Raw genomic sequence first — 15,657 nt, 5'->3', positions numbered from 1 at the left:
CTCTACTGCGCCACCGCCAGCGTCTCGATGCGGATCGCGACGTTGTCGCCGATCACGCCGGCCGCGCCAGCGCTGCCGAAGGCCTTGCGGCTGATCGCGCCGGTGATGGTGAAGCCGGCCATCTTTTTCGGCCCCATCGGACCCGTGCCGATCTTGTTGAGCTTGACGTCCAGCGTGACCGGCTGGGTCACGCCCATGATGGTCATGTCGCCGGTGACCTTGGCCGTGTCGGCGCCGGTCTTGACCACCTTGGTCGACTTGAAGGTCATGGTCGGGTTCTTGGCCGCGTTTAGCCAGCGCTCGCCCTTGATGTGCTCGTCGCGGGTCGGGTTGGCGGTCAGCAGGCTGTCGACAGTCACCGTGGCCTCGACGCGCGACTTCTCGGGCGCGGCCTCGTCAAGCCAGATCGTGCCTTCCGACTTGGCGAAGATGCCGAGGATCGAGGTGAAGCCGAAGCGGTCGATCGAGAAGCTGGTCTCGGTGTGGGCCGAATCCAGGCCGTAGGCGACCTCGGCGGCGAAGGCGGGCGCGGCGGCGGCCGTCAGGGCCGCGCCAGCGACGATGGCGGCGAGCAGGCGTTTCATGAAACGGTTCCTCTGTCCCCCAGCGGGACCGGCTCGGACTTTTCCCCGCGTCTAGCCATCGCGCAAGCGGGAAACGAAGCCCCCGGTCCAAGCCGAGAGCTTCGCGCCGGTCAGGCGACCAGCTCGACCAGCAGCACGTCCAGTTGCTCGAACTGTTCGGGCAGGCCGGCGGCCGAGCCAGTGATGGCCTCGTCGCAGGCTTCCTTGCTGGGATAGAGCTCGCTCAGCACCAGCCGCGTCTTGTCGCCCTGGGGCTCGAAGGTCACGGTGGTCACCGTCACCTCACCGGCCTCTTCATTGGTCCAGACGATGCGCGAAGGCGGCGTCACGTCGATGTACTTGCCGAAGAAGGCCATGGAATTGGCCGCGTCCAGCCCGAACTCCAGGCGGTAGCCGCCACCCGTGCGGACATCCATCTCGCAGGCCCGCAGCGGCACGCCCAACGTCTTAGGGACCCACCAGCGCTGAAACAGCTCCGGCCGGCTCCAGGCCTCGAACACGATGTGCGCCGGGCCATCGAAGGTCCGCGTAACGACCAGCTCCCGGTCCGACTTGCGCTCCACCACGGTGCTATTCTTTCCGGCCATCCTGGTCCTCTTTCTGTTTCAATTCCTCGATGATCTCGTCCAGCCCGTCGAAGCGAAGCTCCCAGCGCCGGCGGTATTTCTCGATCCAGGCCGCCTCGTCCTCCAGCCCGCCCACGCCCAGCCGACAGGTCCGCACGCGGCCGACCTTCTCGGTGACCACAAGACCCGCCTGCTCGAGAACGCTGACGTGCTTCTTCATGCCCGTGAGGGTCATGTTGAACCGCTCGGCCAGCGCCGTGATCGAGGCCTCCCCACGTCCCAACTGCTCCAGAACGCCACGGCGGGTGGCGTCCGACAGCGCGGCGAAGGAGACGTCGAGGCGGGCGGCCGAATACTGAACCATATGGTTCATTATGGAGCGCCAGCCCGCCGCCCGCAAGCCCAAAACAAAAAGCCCCCGGCCTGGGAGGGCCGAGGGCTTCGTGGGATCTGATGGGTTGTGAAGCTTAGTTCTTGGCTTGGTCGACGAGCTTGTTCTTGGCGATCCAGGGCATCATGCCGCGCAGGCGGCCGCCGACTTCCTCGATCTGGTGCTCGGCCGCGCGGCGACGGGTCGCCTTGAAGCTGGGCTGGCCCACCTGGTTTTCCAGCATGAAGTCGCGGACGAACTTGCCGGACTGGATGTCTTCCAGCACGCGCTTCATCTCGGCCTTGGTTTCCGGCGTGATGATGCGCGGACCGGTGACGTACTCGCCGTACTCGGCCGTGTTCGAGATCGAGTAGTTCATGTTGGCGATGCCGCCCTCGTACATGAGGTCGACGATCAGCTTCAGCTCGTGCAGGCACTCGAAATAGGCCATTTCCGGCGCGTAGCCGGCTTCCACCAGCACTTCGAAACCGGCGCGGACCAGCTCGACGGTGCCGCCGCACAGGACGGCCTGTTCGCCGAACAGGTCGGTCTCGCACTCTTCGCGGAAGTTGGTCTCGATGATGCCCGAGCGGCCGCCGCCGATGGCCGAGGCATAGGCCAGGCCAAGGTCGAGGGCGTTGCCGGTGGCGTTGTGGTGCACCGCGATCAGGCAGGGCACGCCGCCGCCCTTCTGGTACTCGCCGCGCACGGTGTGACCCGGGCCCTTCGGCGCGACCATCAGGACGTCGATGGTGTCCTTCGGCTCGATCAGGCCGAAGTGGACGTTCAGGCCGTGGGCGAACAGCAGGGCCGCGCCGTCACGGATGTTGGGGGCGATCTCGTGCTTGTAGATCGCGGCCTGATGCTCGTCCGGCGCCAGGATCATGATCATATCGGCCCAGGCGGCGGCCTCGGCGACGGTCATGACCTTCAGGCCTTCGCCTTCGGCCTTCTTGGCGGTCGGCGAGCCGGAGCGCAGGGCGACGGCGACGTTCTTGATGCCCGAGTCCCGAAGGTTAAGCGCGTGGGCATGACCTTGCGAACCATAGCCTACGATCGCGATCTTCTTGTCCAAGATGCGGGCGAGGTCGGCGTCGCGATCATAATAGACGCGCATGTTTTATCTCCAAGGACTGGTCAATTTGGCCACCCCGCGCAACGGCGGAGCGACAAAGGCCGGGCGTTTGAGCGTTTTTTTGCCGTTTCGTCAAGGCGAAGCCGACAGAACGCCGAAAAGCCGGAGCCCTCGCGGACTCGTTCTAAGCTCTCGTGCGGTCGTACGCCATGCCAACAGCCAAAAGGATGGGCGGACCTGGTGGCCCGCCCATCCGCTACGCTGGCCTTCCCCGCTCGGGGGAGGGAAGATTTCCGCCTACCAGAACAGATCGTAGTAGACGCTCAGGACCTGGCCGCTCCAGACGTCGACCAGGAGGGCGTCGGAGCCGACCCGGACCCACTCGCAGCCGACCGGCGGCAGCGGCAGGCCGTACGAGCCCCAGTTCAGGTAGTAGGAGCTGCCGTACCAGCCGCCCGGCAGGTAATCGCCGAACGACCAGCTGCGCGCGTACCAGCCGCTCGGATAGCGGTAGGCCGGCGCCCGGTAGCGCTGCGACGCGCGATAGCTGGGGCGGTAGTAGCCGCGGTCGTACTGGTGGCGGCCGCGGTCACGATCGCGGTACTGGCCCTGCCCCGGACGACGGTCGTTTCGGTCCCAGCCGCCACGATTATTGTCCCAACGATTGTTGTCGTTGCGATCCCAGCCGCCGCGGTTGTCGTTGCGGTCCCAGTTGCCTGGACGGTTGGCTTCGCCGCGATTGTCGTTCCGGTCGGGCCGGCCGCCGCGATTGTCGTCGCCACGATTCCAACCGCCCGGGCGGTTGTCGTTCCCGCCCCGGTTCCAGCCCGAACCGCCGTTGTTCTGCTGCTGGGCCTGCGGTTGAGGCTGCTGTTGCGGTTGGGTCTGCGGGCGGTCGCCACGATTCCAGCCGCCGCGATCGCCTCGATCGCCTCGGTTCCAGCCGCCGCCGTTGTTCTGCGGTTGGGCCTGGGGTTGCGCTTGAGCCTGAGGTTGAGGTTGCGGACGCTCGCCGCCGCGGTTCCAGCCGCCTTGGCCACGGTCACCACCGCCGCGGTCGCCACGATCACCGCCACGGTCGCCGCCGCGATCACCCCTGGGGCCGCCGTCGCCGCGCTCGCGCGGGGCGCCCTGCTGCTGCTGAACCACCACCCCGGCGGCGGCTCCGGCCTCGGCCGCCGCGCCGCCCAGCAGCGAAAGCGCCAGGGCGGTCGTGATCAGACGTTTCATTTCTTGCTCCGAAGGGCCTTGAAGCGCGGCCCGGGCTTGTCCCTTGATAGCAGTGTCGGACTCGCCGGATGAACCGTGCTTGAACGAAGGAACGCGTGAGGGCCTCGATGAGCGCGCACTACAACGACATCGTCGTCTTCTGGCGCGGGGCCGGACCCAAGAAGTGGTTCAAGAAGGATCCCGCCTTCGACAGCGCGATCGCCCTGAAGTTCGAGCAGACCCACTATCGCGCCTCGATGCGCCGCTATGACAAGTGGACCGAGACCCCCTTGGGCTCGCTGGCCTTGCTGATCCTGCTCGATCAGTTCCCGCGCAACATGTATCGCAACACCCCGCACGCCTTCGCCACCGACCCGCTGGCCCGGATGTTCGCCCACGAGGCCATCGCCGCCGGCCATGACACGGATCCGGCCATCGACGCGGACCTGCGCCCGTTCTTCTACCTGCCGTTCGAGCACTCGGAATCGCTGGTCGACCAGGAGCTCAGCGTCCAGCTGTTCGCCGCCCTCCAGGCCGACACCGGCGACGAGGAATCGATGAAGTTCGCCCTGCTCCATCGCGACATCATCGCCCGCTTTGGTCGCTTCCCCCACCGAAACGCCGGCCTTGGTCGCAAAACCACCGAGGCCGAGCAGGACTTCCTCGACGAAGGCGGGTTCGCCGGTTAGCCCCTGCCAATCTTGGCGCGACCGTCCCTCGCCTGTAGGGTGACGCCTCAAGTTCGGGGACCGACCGGGGAACACCACGTATGAAAGCCTTCCGTAGCGCGCTGGCCGTTGGTCTGGCGCTGACCACCCTGACACCTGTCACGGTCTTCGCCCAGGCCAAGGCCAGCAAGGGCCAGACCATGCAGACCCAGGCCTCGGCGGAGGTCCCGCGCTGCGCCCGCAAGCTGGGCACGCTGTCGATCGTCGATGGCGACGATTCCAGCGGCTGGACCCAGTACAACCTCGCCTCGCCGCAGAAGGTGCTGCGCGCCATCGTCCAGCGTTCGGGCTGCTTCAACCTGGTCGACCGGGGCGCGGGCCTCGGCGCGGCCGAGAAGGAGCGCGCGATCAGCGGCAATCTCGGCCTGCAGCGCGGCTCCAACGTCGGCCAGGGTCAGGTCAAGGCGGCCGACTACGTGCTGGTCGCCGAGGTCCAGGGCAGCAACAGCAATGTCGGCGGCGGCGCGGTGGCCGGCGCCCTCGGCGGCATCATCGGCGGTCGCGTCGGCGGCCTGGTCGGCGGCATCAAGACCAAGAAGCTGGAAGCCAACACCGTCCTGTCGCTGACCAATGTCCGCACCACCGAGACCATGTCGGTGGCCGAGGGCTATGCGGTGAAGAACGACATCGGCTGGGGCGCGGGCGGCGGCTACGGCTTCGCCGGCGCGGTCGGCGGCGGCTACGAGGACACCGACATCGGCCGCATTGTCACCCTGTCGTTCATCAACGCCTATTCGAAGATGATCGGCGACCTGGGCCTGCTGTCCGAAGCCGGCCCGGCCGCAGCCGCCGCGCCGTCGAAGACCTTCGCCGCCCAGCGCCCCGTCGCCATGCGCGCCACCCCGGTCGCCGGCGGCAAGCTGATCCGCACCCTCCCCGCCGGCGCCATCGTCTATCCGACGGGCAAGCAGCAGGACCTGTGGTGGGAAGTGGCCGACGAGAACGACAACGTCGGCTGGGTGCTGAACACGGGTCTGGCGCCGAGCAAGTAGGTTTCTCCTCCCCCATCTGAGGGAGGTGGATCGCTGCGGATACGCAGCGAGACGGAGGGGGACGGCCCGGCATCTTTCAGCTGGCGCTAGCCCCCTCCACCGCCGTTCGGCGGTCCCCCCTCCCCCAAAGGGAGAGGAGAGTTAGCGCCCCCTGTGGACGCTTCCCCGCGCCGCAGTGTTCAAACCCGCGATTCGCGACCAGACTGCCAACCATGACCACCGCCGTCCTCGACGCCCCGAAAGCCGCCGCCGATCATCCCGAGCGGCAGTATCTGGCCCTGCTCGCCGACATCCTGGCGAACGGCGTCCAGCGCGGCGACCGTACGGGCACAGGGACCCTGGGGGTATTTGGCCGGCAGATCCGCTTCGATCTGGCCAAGGGCTTCCCTGTCCTGACCACCAAGAAGCTGCACCTGCGCTCGATCTTCATCGAGCTGCTGTGGTTCCTGAAGGGCAACACCAACATCGCCTATCTCAAGGACAACGGCGTGCGCATCTGGGACGAGTGGGCCGACGAGAACGGCGACCTCGGCCCCGTCTACGGCAAGCAGTGGCGCTCGTGGGCCGCGCCCAACGGCCAGTCGATCGACCAGATCGCCAACCTTGTCGAGAACCTGAAGACCAATCCCAACAGCCGCCGCCACATCGTCACGGCCTGGAATCCGGCCGATGTCGACGACATGGCCCTGCCGCCCTGTCACTGCCTGTTCCAGTTCTTCGTGGCGGATGGAAAGCTGTCCTGCCAGCTCTACCAGCGTAGCGCCGACGTCTTCCTGGGCGTACCGTTCAACATCGCCAGCTATGCCCTGCTGACCCTGATGGTCGCCAAGGTCGTCGGCCTGGAGCCGGGCGAGTTCGTCCACACCTTCGGCGATGCTCACCTCTATCTGAACCATCTGGACCAGGCCCGGGAGCAGCTGACCCGCGAGCCCTATCCCTTCCCGACCCTGAAGATCGCCGACAAGCGTGACCTGTTCGCCTTCGCGTACGAGGACTTCACCCTGGAAGGCTACCAGGCCCATCCGCACATCAAGGCCGAGGTCTCGGTTTGATCCCCCTCGCCATCGTCGTCGCCCGCGCGGCCAACGGCGTGATCGGTCGTGACGGCGACCTGCCCTGGCGGTTGAAGTCGGACTTGGCCTTGTTCAAGGCCAACACCCTGGGCAAGCCGATCATCATGGGCCGCAAGACCTGGGACAGCCTGCCCCGCAAGCCCCTGCCCGGCCGTATGAACGTGGTGCTGTCGCGCGACGGATCGTTCGAGCCCGAGCAGGCGGTGGTCTGTGAGAGCTTCATGGAAGCCGTCCAGATGGCGCGCGAGCAGGCCGAGGACGACGGCGCGGCGGAGGTCTGCGTGATCGGCGGCCGCAGCCTGTTCGAAGCCGCCCTGCCGAAAGCCAAGCGCCTGTACCTGACCGACGTCGCCGCCGAGGTCGAGGGCGACGTCCGCTTCCCCGATTTCGACGAGAGCGCCTGGACCGAGGTCCGCCGCGAGGAACATCCCGCTGGCGAAGGCGACGACCACGCTTTCGTGTTCCGGGTGCTGGAGCGGCGCTGAGCCCTCCCTGAACGGAACCCTCGCCAGGTTCAAACGAGCGTTTATAGTGATCCCCAACACCCGCTCAGAGGTGTCAGGGAGACGTCGATGGACATCCAGCTGGTCGCCGAAGGTCTGCAATTCCCCGAAGGTCCCGTGGCCATGGCCGACGGCTCGGTGATCCTTACCGAGATCCAGGGCCAGCGCCTGACCCGGGTCTGGCCGGACGGCCGCAAGGAGACGGTGGCCGAGACCGGCGGCGGTCCCAACGGCGCGGCGATCGGGCCGGACGGCGCGCTCTACGTCACCAACAACGGCGGCGCCTTCCAGTTCTTCGAGGCCAACGGGCTGAACATCCCCGGCCCTACCCCGCCGACCCACACGGGCGGCTCGATCCAGCGGATCGACATCGCCACCGGCGCGATCACCACGCTCTACACCGCGTGCGACGGCAAGGACCTGGTCGGCCCCAACGATCTCGTCTTCGACAAGCAGGGCGGCTTCTGGTTCACCGACCACGGCTGCTCGACGCCGGACGGCCGCAAGTACGGGGCGCTGTACTACGCCCTGACCGACGGCTCGAAGATCGTCCGCTGGCGCGACCACTTCGTCTCGCCCAACGGCGTGGGCCTCTCGCCCGACGAGAAGACCGTCTACATGGCCGACACCATGCTGGGGCGCCTGTGGTCGTTCGACGTGACCGCGCCGGGCGTGCTGGCCGATCCCCTGCCCCTTCAGCCTGGCAACGTGGTCTGCAACCTGCCGGGCTACCAGCTGCTAGACAGCCTGGCGGTCGAGGCTGGCGGCAAGGTCTGTGTGGCGACGATCATCAACGGCGGCATCACCGCCTTCGACCCGGATGGTTCGACCGAGCACTATGCCTTCCCGGACGTGATCGTGACCAACATCTGCTTTGGCGGGGCCGACATGCGCGACGCGTGGATCACGGCCTCGGGCACCGGCAAGCTCTACAAGGCCCGCTGGCCGCGGCCAGGCCTGAAGCTGAACTTCAACGCCTGACGATCCAATCCATGAACTGAAGTCACAAGTCCTGTGCCTGTCCACAGCGTAGTTTCGCGTCGTGGCGGGCCCATCTGTGGAGCCGTCAAAGCAACGGAGCCCAGCGATGGACCTCAAACTCAACGACAAGACCGCGCTGGTGACCGGCTCGACCGCCGGTATCGGCCTGGAGATCGCCCGCACCCTGGCCGTCGAGGGCGCCAAGGTGTTCGTGACCGGCCGCACCCAGGACAAGCTGGACGAGGCCCTGGCCAGCATCCGCGCCTCGGGCGGAACCAAGGTCGAGGGCGTGCTGGCCGACGCGGCCACGGCCGATGGCGCCAGCGCCATTCTCAAGGCCGTCCCCTCGGTCGATATTCTCGTCAACAACCTCGGCATCTACGAGATGAAGGCCTTCGCCGATATCCCGGACGAGGACTGGCTGCGCCTGTTCGAAGTCAATGTGATGAGCGGCGTGCGCCTGTCGCGCGGTTATTTCCCGGGCATGCTGGAGCGAAACTGGGGCCGGGTGATCTTCATCTCGTCGGAGTCGGGTCTCGCGATCCCCGGCGAGATGGTCCACTACGGCATGACCAAGAGCGCCCAGCTGGCGGTCGCGCGCGGCATGGCCCAGCAGACCAAGGGAACGGGCGTCACCGTCAATTCCGTCCTGCCAGGCCCGACCCGCGCGGCCGGCATCTTCGAGTTCCTCAAGAGCGTCTCGACCAATCCGAACGGCACGGCCGCCGAGCACGAGGCGGAGTTCTTCGAGAAGCACCGCACCTCGTCGCTGTTGCAGCGGATGATCGAGCCGCAGGAAATCGCCAGTCTGGTCGCCTATGTCGCCAGCCCGCTGTCGGCGGCCACCAACGGCGCCTCGCTGAGGGCCGAGGGCGGTCTGGTGACCACGATCGCCTAGATAAAGCGGAGGGGGAGCGCCAGCCCCCGCTCCCCCGCCTACTCCCGCAGGAACGCGCCGGCGACCAGCAAGGCCATGGCCAGCAAGGCGAGCAAGCCGGACAGATAGGGCAACCAAGTCATCGACGCCTCCCTCTCGTGAGTGGGACGACGATGGTCCGGGGCCGGCGCTAGGCACAGCCCCGGAACGGGGGGTGTCGGCTAGTACAGCGTGCCCAGGGCGGCGCGCTCGAAGTTCTGCAGCTCGTCGTTGCGGCCGTCGCGGATCTTCACGACCCATTCCGGATCCTGCAGCAGGGCGCGGCCGACGCCGACCAGGTCGAACTCGTCGCGCTCCAGACGTTCCAGCAGGCCGTCGATCGAGGCGGGCTGGCTACCCTCCCCGCCGAACGCGGCGATGAATTCGCCCGACAGGCCCACCGAGCCGACCGTGATGGTCGGCGCGCCGGTCAGCTTCTTGGCCCAGCCGGCGAAGTTGAGGTCGGATCCCTCGAACTCCGGCTCCCAGAAGCGGCGCTGCGAGCAGTGGAAGATGTCGGCGCCCGCATCGGCCAGCGGCTGCAGCCAGGCCTCTAGCTCGCGCGGGGTCGAGGCGTTCCGGGCCGTGTAGTCCTGCTGCTTCCACTGCGACAGGCGAATGATCACCGGATAGTCCGGGCCGACGGCGGCGCGGACCGCCTTCAGGATCTCGGCGGCGAACCGCGCCCGCTCGCCGATCGTCGGGCCGCCCCACTTGTCGGTGCGGACGTTGGTGCCCGCCCAGAAGAACTGGTCGATCAGGTAGCCGTGGGCCCCGTGCAGCTCGACCGCGTCGAAGCCCAGGCGCTTGGCGTCGCCCGCGGCCTGGCCGAAGGCGGCGATGGTGTCGGCGATGTCGGCGTCGGTCATCGGTTCGGTGAACGGCTCGCCGCCCGCCTTCGAGATGCCCGAGGGGCTGTCGACCTTGCCCAGCTGAGCCGGCCCCTTGGCCGAGCCGACATGCCACAGCTGCGGCGCGATCAGCCCGCCGCCAGCGTGGACCTCGTCGACCACCTTCTTCCAGGCGGCCAGTTCCTTCTCGCCATGAAAGCGCGGCACGTTGGCGTCGTTCAGCGAGGCCGGACGGGCCACGCCCGTGCCCTCGGTGATGATCAATCCGACCTGGTTCTCGGCGCGGCGGCGATAGTAGGCGGCGACATCGTCGGTGGCCACGCCGCCGGGCGAGAACGACCGCGTCATCGGCGCCATCACCACCCGGTTGGGCAGCTTCAGCGACTTGAATTCGAACGGCTTGAACAGGACGTCGAGCGACATGAGGTGTTCCGGAACAGGAGTTGTTGCGGGTGATCCAAACACACGTTTGGATCGCCGCGCCATGCAGAAAAACTGAGGCCCTAGAGCCCCAGCACCATCTTGGCCATGATGTTGCGCTGGATCTCGTTCGACCCGGCGTAGATCGAGGCTTTCCGGTAGTTGAAATAGGCCGGCGCGGCCGGCGCGGCGTAGTCCGGACCAGCGCGCAGCTCGTTGCTCTTGGACCAGGGATCCTCGACGAACGGCGCGGCGTAGGTCCCCACCGCCTCCAGAGTCAACTCCGTGATCGCCTGCTGGTATTCCGAGCCCACGCATTTCAGCATCGACGAGGCCGGGCCAATCGCCTTGCCGGCGGTGCGGCCGGAGAAGATCCGCAGTTCGGTGGCGTTCAGAGCCTCGACCTGGATCTCCAGGTTCGTGATCTTGCCCCGGAAGTCGGCGTCGTCGATCAGCCGGCCGCCATCGTCGGCCAGCTCCAGGGCGGCGATGCGCTTGACCTTCTTGAGCATGTTCATCAGGCCCGGCGCATAGGCGTTTCCGCGCTCGAACTCGAGCAGGTACTTGGCGTAGGTCCAGCCCTTGTTCTCCTCGCCGATGCGATTGGCGACAGGCACGCGGACATTGTCGAAGAAGACCTGGTTGATCTCCTGCTCGCCGTCGGGCGGACCGTCCAGGGTGGGCAGCGGCTTGATCTGGATGCCGGGCGTGTCCATCCGCAGCAGCAGGAACGAGATGCCCTCCTGCGGCTTGCCCTGGTTCGAGGTGCGGACGAGGCAGAACATCCAGTCGGCCCACTGGGCGTGGGTGGTCCAGATCTTCGAGCCGTTCAGGACGTAGTCGTCGCCATCTCGCTCGGCCTTCATCTGAAGGGAGGCCAGGTCAGACCCCGAACCGGGCTCCGAATAGCCCTGGCACCACCAGATGTCGGACTTCAGGATCGGCGGCAGATGCTGGGCCTTCTGCTCGGGACTGCCGAACGCCATGATCACCGGCGCGACCATCTTCAACCCCATCGGCGAGGAGGTCGGCACGCCGGCCAGGCTCATCTCCATGTTGAAGATGTAGCGCTGCGAGGTCGTGAACCCCGCCCCGCCCAGTTCGACCGGCCAGTCGGGCGCGGCCCAGCCGCGATCGGCCAGCTTCTTCTGCCAGGTCACCTGCCCGGCCTTGTCGAGATAGCCGTTCTTGGACTGGCTGAACTGCTTTCGTAAGGCCTCGTCATAGGCGGTCGCGATCCAGTCGCGAACCTCCTGCTGGAAGGCCAGGTCCTCGGGCGAGAAGGCCAGATCCATCGCCGTCTACTCCACGGCGTCCAGATATTCGATCTCGGGGCGACCGGCCATGAACGGACCCATCGCCGCGCCGGCGGCCTTGAAATAGTCCGTGCCGCCGTGGTGCTTCAGCGCGTCCTCGGAGGCGTAGAGCTCCAGCACCTTGTAGAGGCCCGCCTCGGTCTTGGACCGGGTCAACTGGTAGACGAGGCAGCCCGGCTCGTTGGCCTTCACCTTGTTCTGGAGATCCAGGAACACCTTCTCGAAATCCCCGGACTTGTCCGGCTGGACTTTCAGAACCGCGACGACGCCAATCATGCTTGCCTCCCAACGTTTGTTTGAAAGGCAGGATGCGGGAGCAAGGCGATGGGAGCAAGGGGGACGTGGCGGCAACGCGCCTTCATACGCCCAGCCTCTCAACCGTCATTCCCGCCACACGGGCGGGTCTTCACCAGAACCAACAATTGCTCACGGTCACGATCTCCCCTCAACTGCCGCCACACGTGCGCGACCAAGGTAGCGATTGGTGACGGTCGCGATCAAAGCGGCGCGCCAGTCTCCTTCGATTTCTATGGGACGCGTAGGGCGAGAGCCGTCGTGCCGTTCAGGCTGATCTCCATTTTCCTGGCAAGGCCGTTTCCAGCGTCGAAGACGACACTCGCGTCCACGCCTCTGATGAAGAACCGGTCCAGGGCCTCCGCCAGCAAGCCAGCCTCGTCACGCCCGTCGACTTTGAAGACAAGGCCATCCTCGTCCTCAGTGATCGTGACACGTCGATGATCGGCGAGTTCATAAACGCCCAGGTACCGCTTCAGCCGCTCTGCCGAAAGCTCAACGGGATTCGGACGACGCATGAGGTTGTCGCGGGGCAGCAGGAAGGGGAACGCGGCGTTCGGAAGAGCTGGATAGTAGGAGATGTGCTGTTCGCCCTCGAACGCCTTGGCCTGGAGCAGAACGCCTTGCACGCCGCTTAGCGCCTGGATCACCTGCCGCGCGCCGTCGATCATGTAGGCGTTTTCATCGCCTCCATAGCCCACGAAGACACGACGCGGCGCACTACCGATCCGAAGGGCCCGAAGACGTTCTACGACGCCAGGGTCGGCCCAGACCGACGGGCTGGCGATGAGGTAAGCGGCGAAGTCCGAGGGGTGGCTGGCAAGGACGTTGGCCGTGAAAAGTCCAGACAAGGAATGCCCAAACAGCATCGACTTGGCGCCGTCCACCGGGTAGCGCGCTTCGACGAACGGCTTCAGCTCCTCTACCAAGAAACGGCGGAAGGCGTCCGCCCCGCCCCCCGTGTGAGCGAAGCCGTCCGGGCTGGTCGCGGATGTGGACAGCAGGTCCACGCCGCGCGCCGATGCTCCCGCTGGATACCCCACCGTCACGACATAGGCCGGGGCCATCACGCCAGCTGCGCCAAGCATATAGCCCGCCGGGCCGGCCAGGTCGTAGCCGCCATCTAGGACATAGAGCACGGGCGCCGTCTGCCCTGGCAGAATCGGTGGCGTTCGCGGCGGCGTGACCTCGATGACGAAGTCCCGGCCCACGATCGCGGAATGGACCGTCAGGCTGATGGCGTCCGCTATGACGACTGGCCCTTCAGCCTTGATGGACAGAGATGACGGCGCGGCCAGAGCCGGTGCGCAGAGAGCGCCGGCGAGCAGCAAAGCTGCGGTTAGACGCGTCTTCATGGAGCCCCCTAAATCTACGGGGAGATTTACCGCTGTAGATTGCTCCGTCAATCTTGAGTTGGTCTTGCCTGGCGCCTATCGGCGATGGGGTCGCCGGTAGCGGTGTATCCCAGTCATTTCGGGGCTGGAATGACGGAATATTCTGCTGAGTCTTTGGCTTTAAGGACGCTCGTTCCAGCCGTAGGCGACCCAGGAGTGGCCGCCGACATTGCGGGCCTCGATCAGGCTGGGATCACCCGCCGGGGCCTTGGCGACCTTGCGGCCGCGGAAGGTGAAAGCGGCGAGACCGAAAAGCGCGCTGCCCAGAAAACCGACGGCGACCACGGTCGCGGCGAACACCACCGCCAGCACCGCGCCGATCACCACCGCGACCGAGGTCGCAAGAGCCCCGGCCATCCAGGCCAGGCTATGGAAGGGCGAAGCTGCGACGCCTTGGCTGCTCATCGTAATCCTCTCGTCCACGCTCATGATCAACCAAGTTGGTTCACAAGCGCTGAACCGCAACTGAACACCCGACGGCTTCGGATGAAAAGCCCTTTTCCGGCTCCTTATGGAGCGGCGGATCGTCTCGGCTCAACCGGCGGCGGCCAGACCCAGTTCCTTGCGCTCGCGCATCACCGTCGAGAAAGCGGCGTTGATGGCGGCGGCCTTGGTCTCGGCCAGCGCGATGAAGTCGGCCGGCAACCCGCGCGCTCGAGCGCGATCCGGATGGGCGTTGGACAGGGCCAGCTTCCAGGCCTTGCGCACCGTGGCGTCGTCGGCGTCGGCCGGCACTTCCAGGATGGCGTAGGGATCGTCCTTGCCCACGCCCAGATGGGTGGCGCGCAGGCGGCGGAAGGACAGCGGCGACATGCCGAACAGATCCGAGACCCGCTCCAGATAGTCCAGCTCGTCCTGGGTCACGACGCCGTCGGCCTTGGCGATATGGAACAGGCCGTCGACCACGTCTTCCAGCAACTGCGGACAGGTGCTGTAGCGCTTGGCCAGGCGCTTGGCGTAGCTCTCGAAGCCGTGAGTCGTCTGGCGCGCCAGGTCGTACAGGCGGTGAATGTTCTGCTCCGACGCGGGGTCGGGCTGGAACACCTCGGTGAAGGCCAGGAACTCGCCGCCGTCGGCGCGGCCGTCGACCTTGGCCAGCTTGGCGCCCAAGGCGGTCACCGCAGTCGAGAACGCCGGGTCCTCGCCCGGCAGGCCGCTCGGACACTCCGTGCAGTCGGCCAGGTCAAGACGCCGGGCGGCGATACTCGCAATGTTGCGCCAGAAGGTCATGAAGCGCCTCGAAACCAGCGACGGACGAAGAAGATACGCGTGACGGGCCCTCTCGGATCACCCGTCAGCTCGCTTCTAGCACAATGAGAATGATCGTTCACATGACTTTAGTGCAATGCGGCGAAACCGCCCATTCACGCGACGAGGGAGCCGATTGGCGCTTCGCTCGTTATGGCCGCGCTTGGCTTCATCGCCACGCAACGGTCCCATTCCCGATCGAAATGCTCTAGTCAGACTCGACGTATTGTAAAAAGGACATCCGCCCGCATGGCGAACGCCCTCCTCCTCGCTCTCGCTCTCTTCGCCCAGGACGGTCAGGCCGGCCAGTCGCCCAATGCGCCGCCGACCGACGAGTACGGCTATGTCGCCTGGTGCTACGGCGCCCTGGGCGGCTACGCCAATCTCTATGATCGCGTGATGCCGGAGGTGACGCGGATCGAGAAGGCGTTCCCCGGTCCTGACGGCGTCGCCGCCTCGCTGAAGACCTATCCGGAAATGCGCGAGCAGGCGCGGAAGGACCTCAAGGTCTTCGCCTCGGCGATCACGGCGGCCGAGAAAGCCAGCCCGCGCCCGATCTCGGAATATGGCGGCGCGCAGGTCAAGCGCGGCCAGTCCGTCTGGCAAGGCGCCGACACGGTCGACAAGGCGCGTCTGGCGCAGATGTGGATGAGCTGGAGCCCGCCCGGCGATTGCGAGAAGCGCGCCAAGGCGCTGGAGACCCGCTCGACCATTCTGGGCAAGGCCCTGAACTACAACAACGCCGCCGCGGCCTCCAAGGTCGAGACCAAGCCGGAAACGTCCAACCCCGCGTTCGACGCCACGCCGACGCCCGCCGCGCCGCCGGCGCCGACGCCGACGCCGGTCGCCGAAGCGGCGCCCACGCCGAAGCCGATGATCGCCAAGCCCGCGCCGGCGAAACCCGCTCCCGTCAAGACGGCGAAGACCGAGACCAAGTCGGCCGCCGCCAAGCCGCTGACCAAGCCCCCGGCCGCCAAGCCGCCGCCGATCGGCGGCAATGAGGTGATCGTCGACCCGGTTAACCCGATCCCCTGCGCCGGCAGCCTCGTCCCCGCCAAGCGCGGCGGCCGCGACGTGCTGATCTGCAAGGCGGACTGACGGCTGCTTGGCTTGAGCCTTCGGCGTTCGCACACCTGT

18 protein-coding genes are annotated in these 15,657 nt (G+C 66.6%); 7 read left to right on the top strand and 11 right to left on the bottom strand.

Features of this window, described 5'->3' with window-relative positions; translation table 11 throughout:
* Positions 1-2 precede the first annotated feature (2 nt).
* From AC1RJ9_RS03050 to AC1RJ9_RS03030, 5 genes are all read right to left on the bottom strand, one after another.
* On the bottom strand, positions 3-584 hold the full coding sequence (locus AC1RJ9_RS03050; RefSeq protein WP_492834827.1) for a YceI family protein: 582 nt from the start codon (positions 582-584) through the stop codon (positions 3-5).
* A gap of 110 nt (positions 585-694) precedes the next feature.
* Positions 695-1,171 (bottom strand): SRPBCC family protein, encoded by a 477-nt coding sequence (locus AC1RJ9_RS03045; RefSeq protein WP_492834829.1) that lies wholly within the window; start codon positions 1,169-1,171, stop codon positions 695-697.
* Positions 1,155-1,514 (bottom strand): ArsR/SmtB family transcription factor, encoded by a 360-nt coding sequence (locus tag AC1RJ9_RS03040; RefSeq protein ID WP_492836056.1) that lies wholly within the window; start codon positions 1,512-1,514, stop codon positions 1,155-1,157. The genes AC1RJ9_RS03045 and AC1RJ9_RS03040 overlap by 17 nt, the downstream gene beginning before the upstream one ends.
* A 103-nt stretch (positions 1,515-1,617) precedes the next feature.
* Complete coding sequence (gene ilvC, locus AC1RJ9_RS03035; RefSeq protein ID WP_492834831.1) at positions 1,618-2,637, bottom strand: ketol-acid reductoisomerase; 1,020 nt, start codon at positions 2,635-2,637, stop codon at positions 1,618-1,620.
* Between the two features lie 255 nt (positions 2,638-2,892).
* Positions 2,893-3,825, bottom strand: coding sequence for an RcnB family protein (locus tag AC1RJ9_RS03030; RefSeq protein WP_492834833.1), 933 nt, complete (start codon positions 3,823-3,825; stop codon positions 2,893-2,895).
* Between the two features lie 107 nt (positions 3,826-3,932).
* Here AC1RJ9_RS03030 and AC1RJ9_RS03025 point away from each other — a divergent pair, with 107 nt between their 5' ends.
* The 6 genes from AC1RJ9_RS03025 to AC1RJ9_RS03000 all read left to right on the top strand — a co-directional run bounded on the left by AC1RJ9_RS03025 (position 3,933) and on the right by AC1RJ9_RS03000 (position 8,979).
* Entirely contained in the window at positions 3,933-4,493 is a 561-nt protein-coding gene (locus tag AC1RJ9_RS03025) for a DUF924 family protein (RefSeq protein WP_492834835.1), read from the top strand.
* A gap of 80 nt (positions 4,494-4,573) precedes the next feature.
* Entirely contained in the window at positions 4,574-5,524 is a 951-nt protein-coding gene (locus AC1RJ9_RS03020) for an SH3 domain-containing protein (RefSeq protein WP_492834837.1), read from the top strand.
* Between the two features lie 212 nt (positions 5,525-5,736).
* The gene (locus AC1RJ9_RS03015; protein ID WP_492834839.1) at positions 5,737-6,576 is read left to right on the top strand and encodes a thymidylate synthase; all 840 of its coding nucleotides are present in this window, start codon (positions 5,737-5,739) and stop codon (positions 6,574-6,576) included.
* Entirely contained in the window at positions 6,573-7,082 is a 510-nt protein-coding gene (locus AC1RJ9_RS03010; RefSeq protein WP_492834841.1) for a dihydrofolate reductase, read from the top strand. The genes AC1RJ9_RS03015 and AC1RJ9_RS03010 overlap by 4 nt, the downstream gene beginning before the upstream one ends.
* A gap of 87 nt (positions 7,083-7,169) precedes the next feature.
* Positions 7,170-8,081 carry an SMP-30/gluconolactonase/LRE family protein gene (locus tag AC1RJ9_RS03005; protein ID WP_492834842.1) on the top strand — a complete coding sequence of 304 codons (912 nt, stop codon included), beginning with the start codon at positions 7,170-7,172 and terminating at the stop codon, positions 8,079-8,081.
* A gap of 106 nt (positions 8,082-8,187) precedes the next feature.
* A complete protein-coding gene (locus AC1RJ9_RS03000) occupies positions 8,188-8,979 on the top strand; it encodes an SDR family NAD(P)-dependent oxidoreductase (protein ID WP_492834844.1) in 792 nt (263 codons plus the stop codon).
* Between the two features lie 200 nt (positions 8,980-9,179).
* Here the strand turns inward: AC1RJ9_RS03000 and AC1RJ9_RS02995 are convergent, their stop codons facing one another.
* From AC1RJ9_RS02995 to AC1RJ9_RS02970, 6 genes are all read right to left on the bottom strand, one after another.
* Entirely contained in the window at positions 9,180-10,271 is a 1,092-nt protein-coding gene (locus tag AC1RJ9_RS02995; protein WP_492834846.1) for an NADH:flavin oxidoreductase, read from the bottom strand.
* 80 nt (positions 10,272-10,351) lie between these two features.
* The gene (locus tag AC1RJ9_RS02990) at positions 10,352-11,563 is read right to left on the bottom strand and encodes an acyl-CoA dehydrogenase family protein (protein ID WP_492834848.1); all 1,212 of its coding nucleotides are present in this window, start codon (positions 11,561-11,563) and stop codon (positions 10,352-10,354) included.
* 6 nt (positions 11,564-11,569) lie between these two features.
* A complete protein-coding gene (locus AC1RJ9_RS02985; RefSeq protein ID WP_492834850.1) occupies positions 11,570-11,860 on the bottom strand; it encodes a putative quinol monooxygenase in 291 nt (96 codons plus the stop codon).
* A 251-nt stretch (positions 11,861-12,111) separates the two neighbouring features.
* Entirely contained in the window at positions 12,112-13,233 is a 1,122-nt protein-coding gene (locus AC1RJ9_RS02980; RefSeq protein ID WP_492834852.1) for an alpha/beta hydrolase-fold protein, read from the bottom strand.
* A gap of 159 nt (positions 13,234-13,392) precedes the next feature.
* Positions 13,393-13,707, bottom strand: a complete 315-nt coding sequence (locus AC1RJ9_RS02975; RefSeq protein WP_492834854.1) for a hypothetical protein — start codon at positions 13,705-13,707, stop codon at positions 13,393-13,395.
* A gap of 99 nt (positions 13,708-13,806) precedes the next feature.
* Complete coding sequence (locus tag AC1RJ9_RS02970; protein WP_492834856.1) at positions 13,807-14,502, bottom strand: TerB family tellurite resistance protein; 696 nt, start codon at positions 14,500-14,502, stop codon at positions 13,807-13,809.
* 267 nt (positions 14,503-14,769) lie between these two features.
* On the opposite strand from AC1RJ9_RS02970, the gene AC1RJ9_RS02965 reads away from it, so the two are divergent.
* A complete protein-coding gene (locus tag AC1RJ9_RS02965; protein WP_492834858.1) occupies positions 14,770-15,618 on the top strand; it encodes a hypothetical protein in 849 nt (282 codons plus the stop codon).
* The last annotated feature ends 39 nt before the right edge of the window (positions 15,619-15,657 follow it).

The sequence above is a fragment of the Caulobacter sp. GW822-FHT07D08 genome (genome assembly GCF_058798735.1).
The sequence above is the reverse complement of the archived record's forward strand: the minus strand, read 5'-3'. Positions and strand labels throughout refer to the sequence as shown.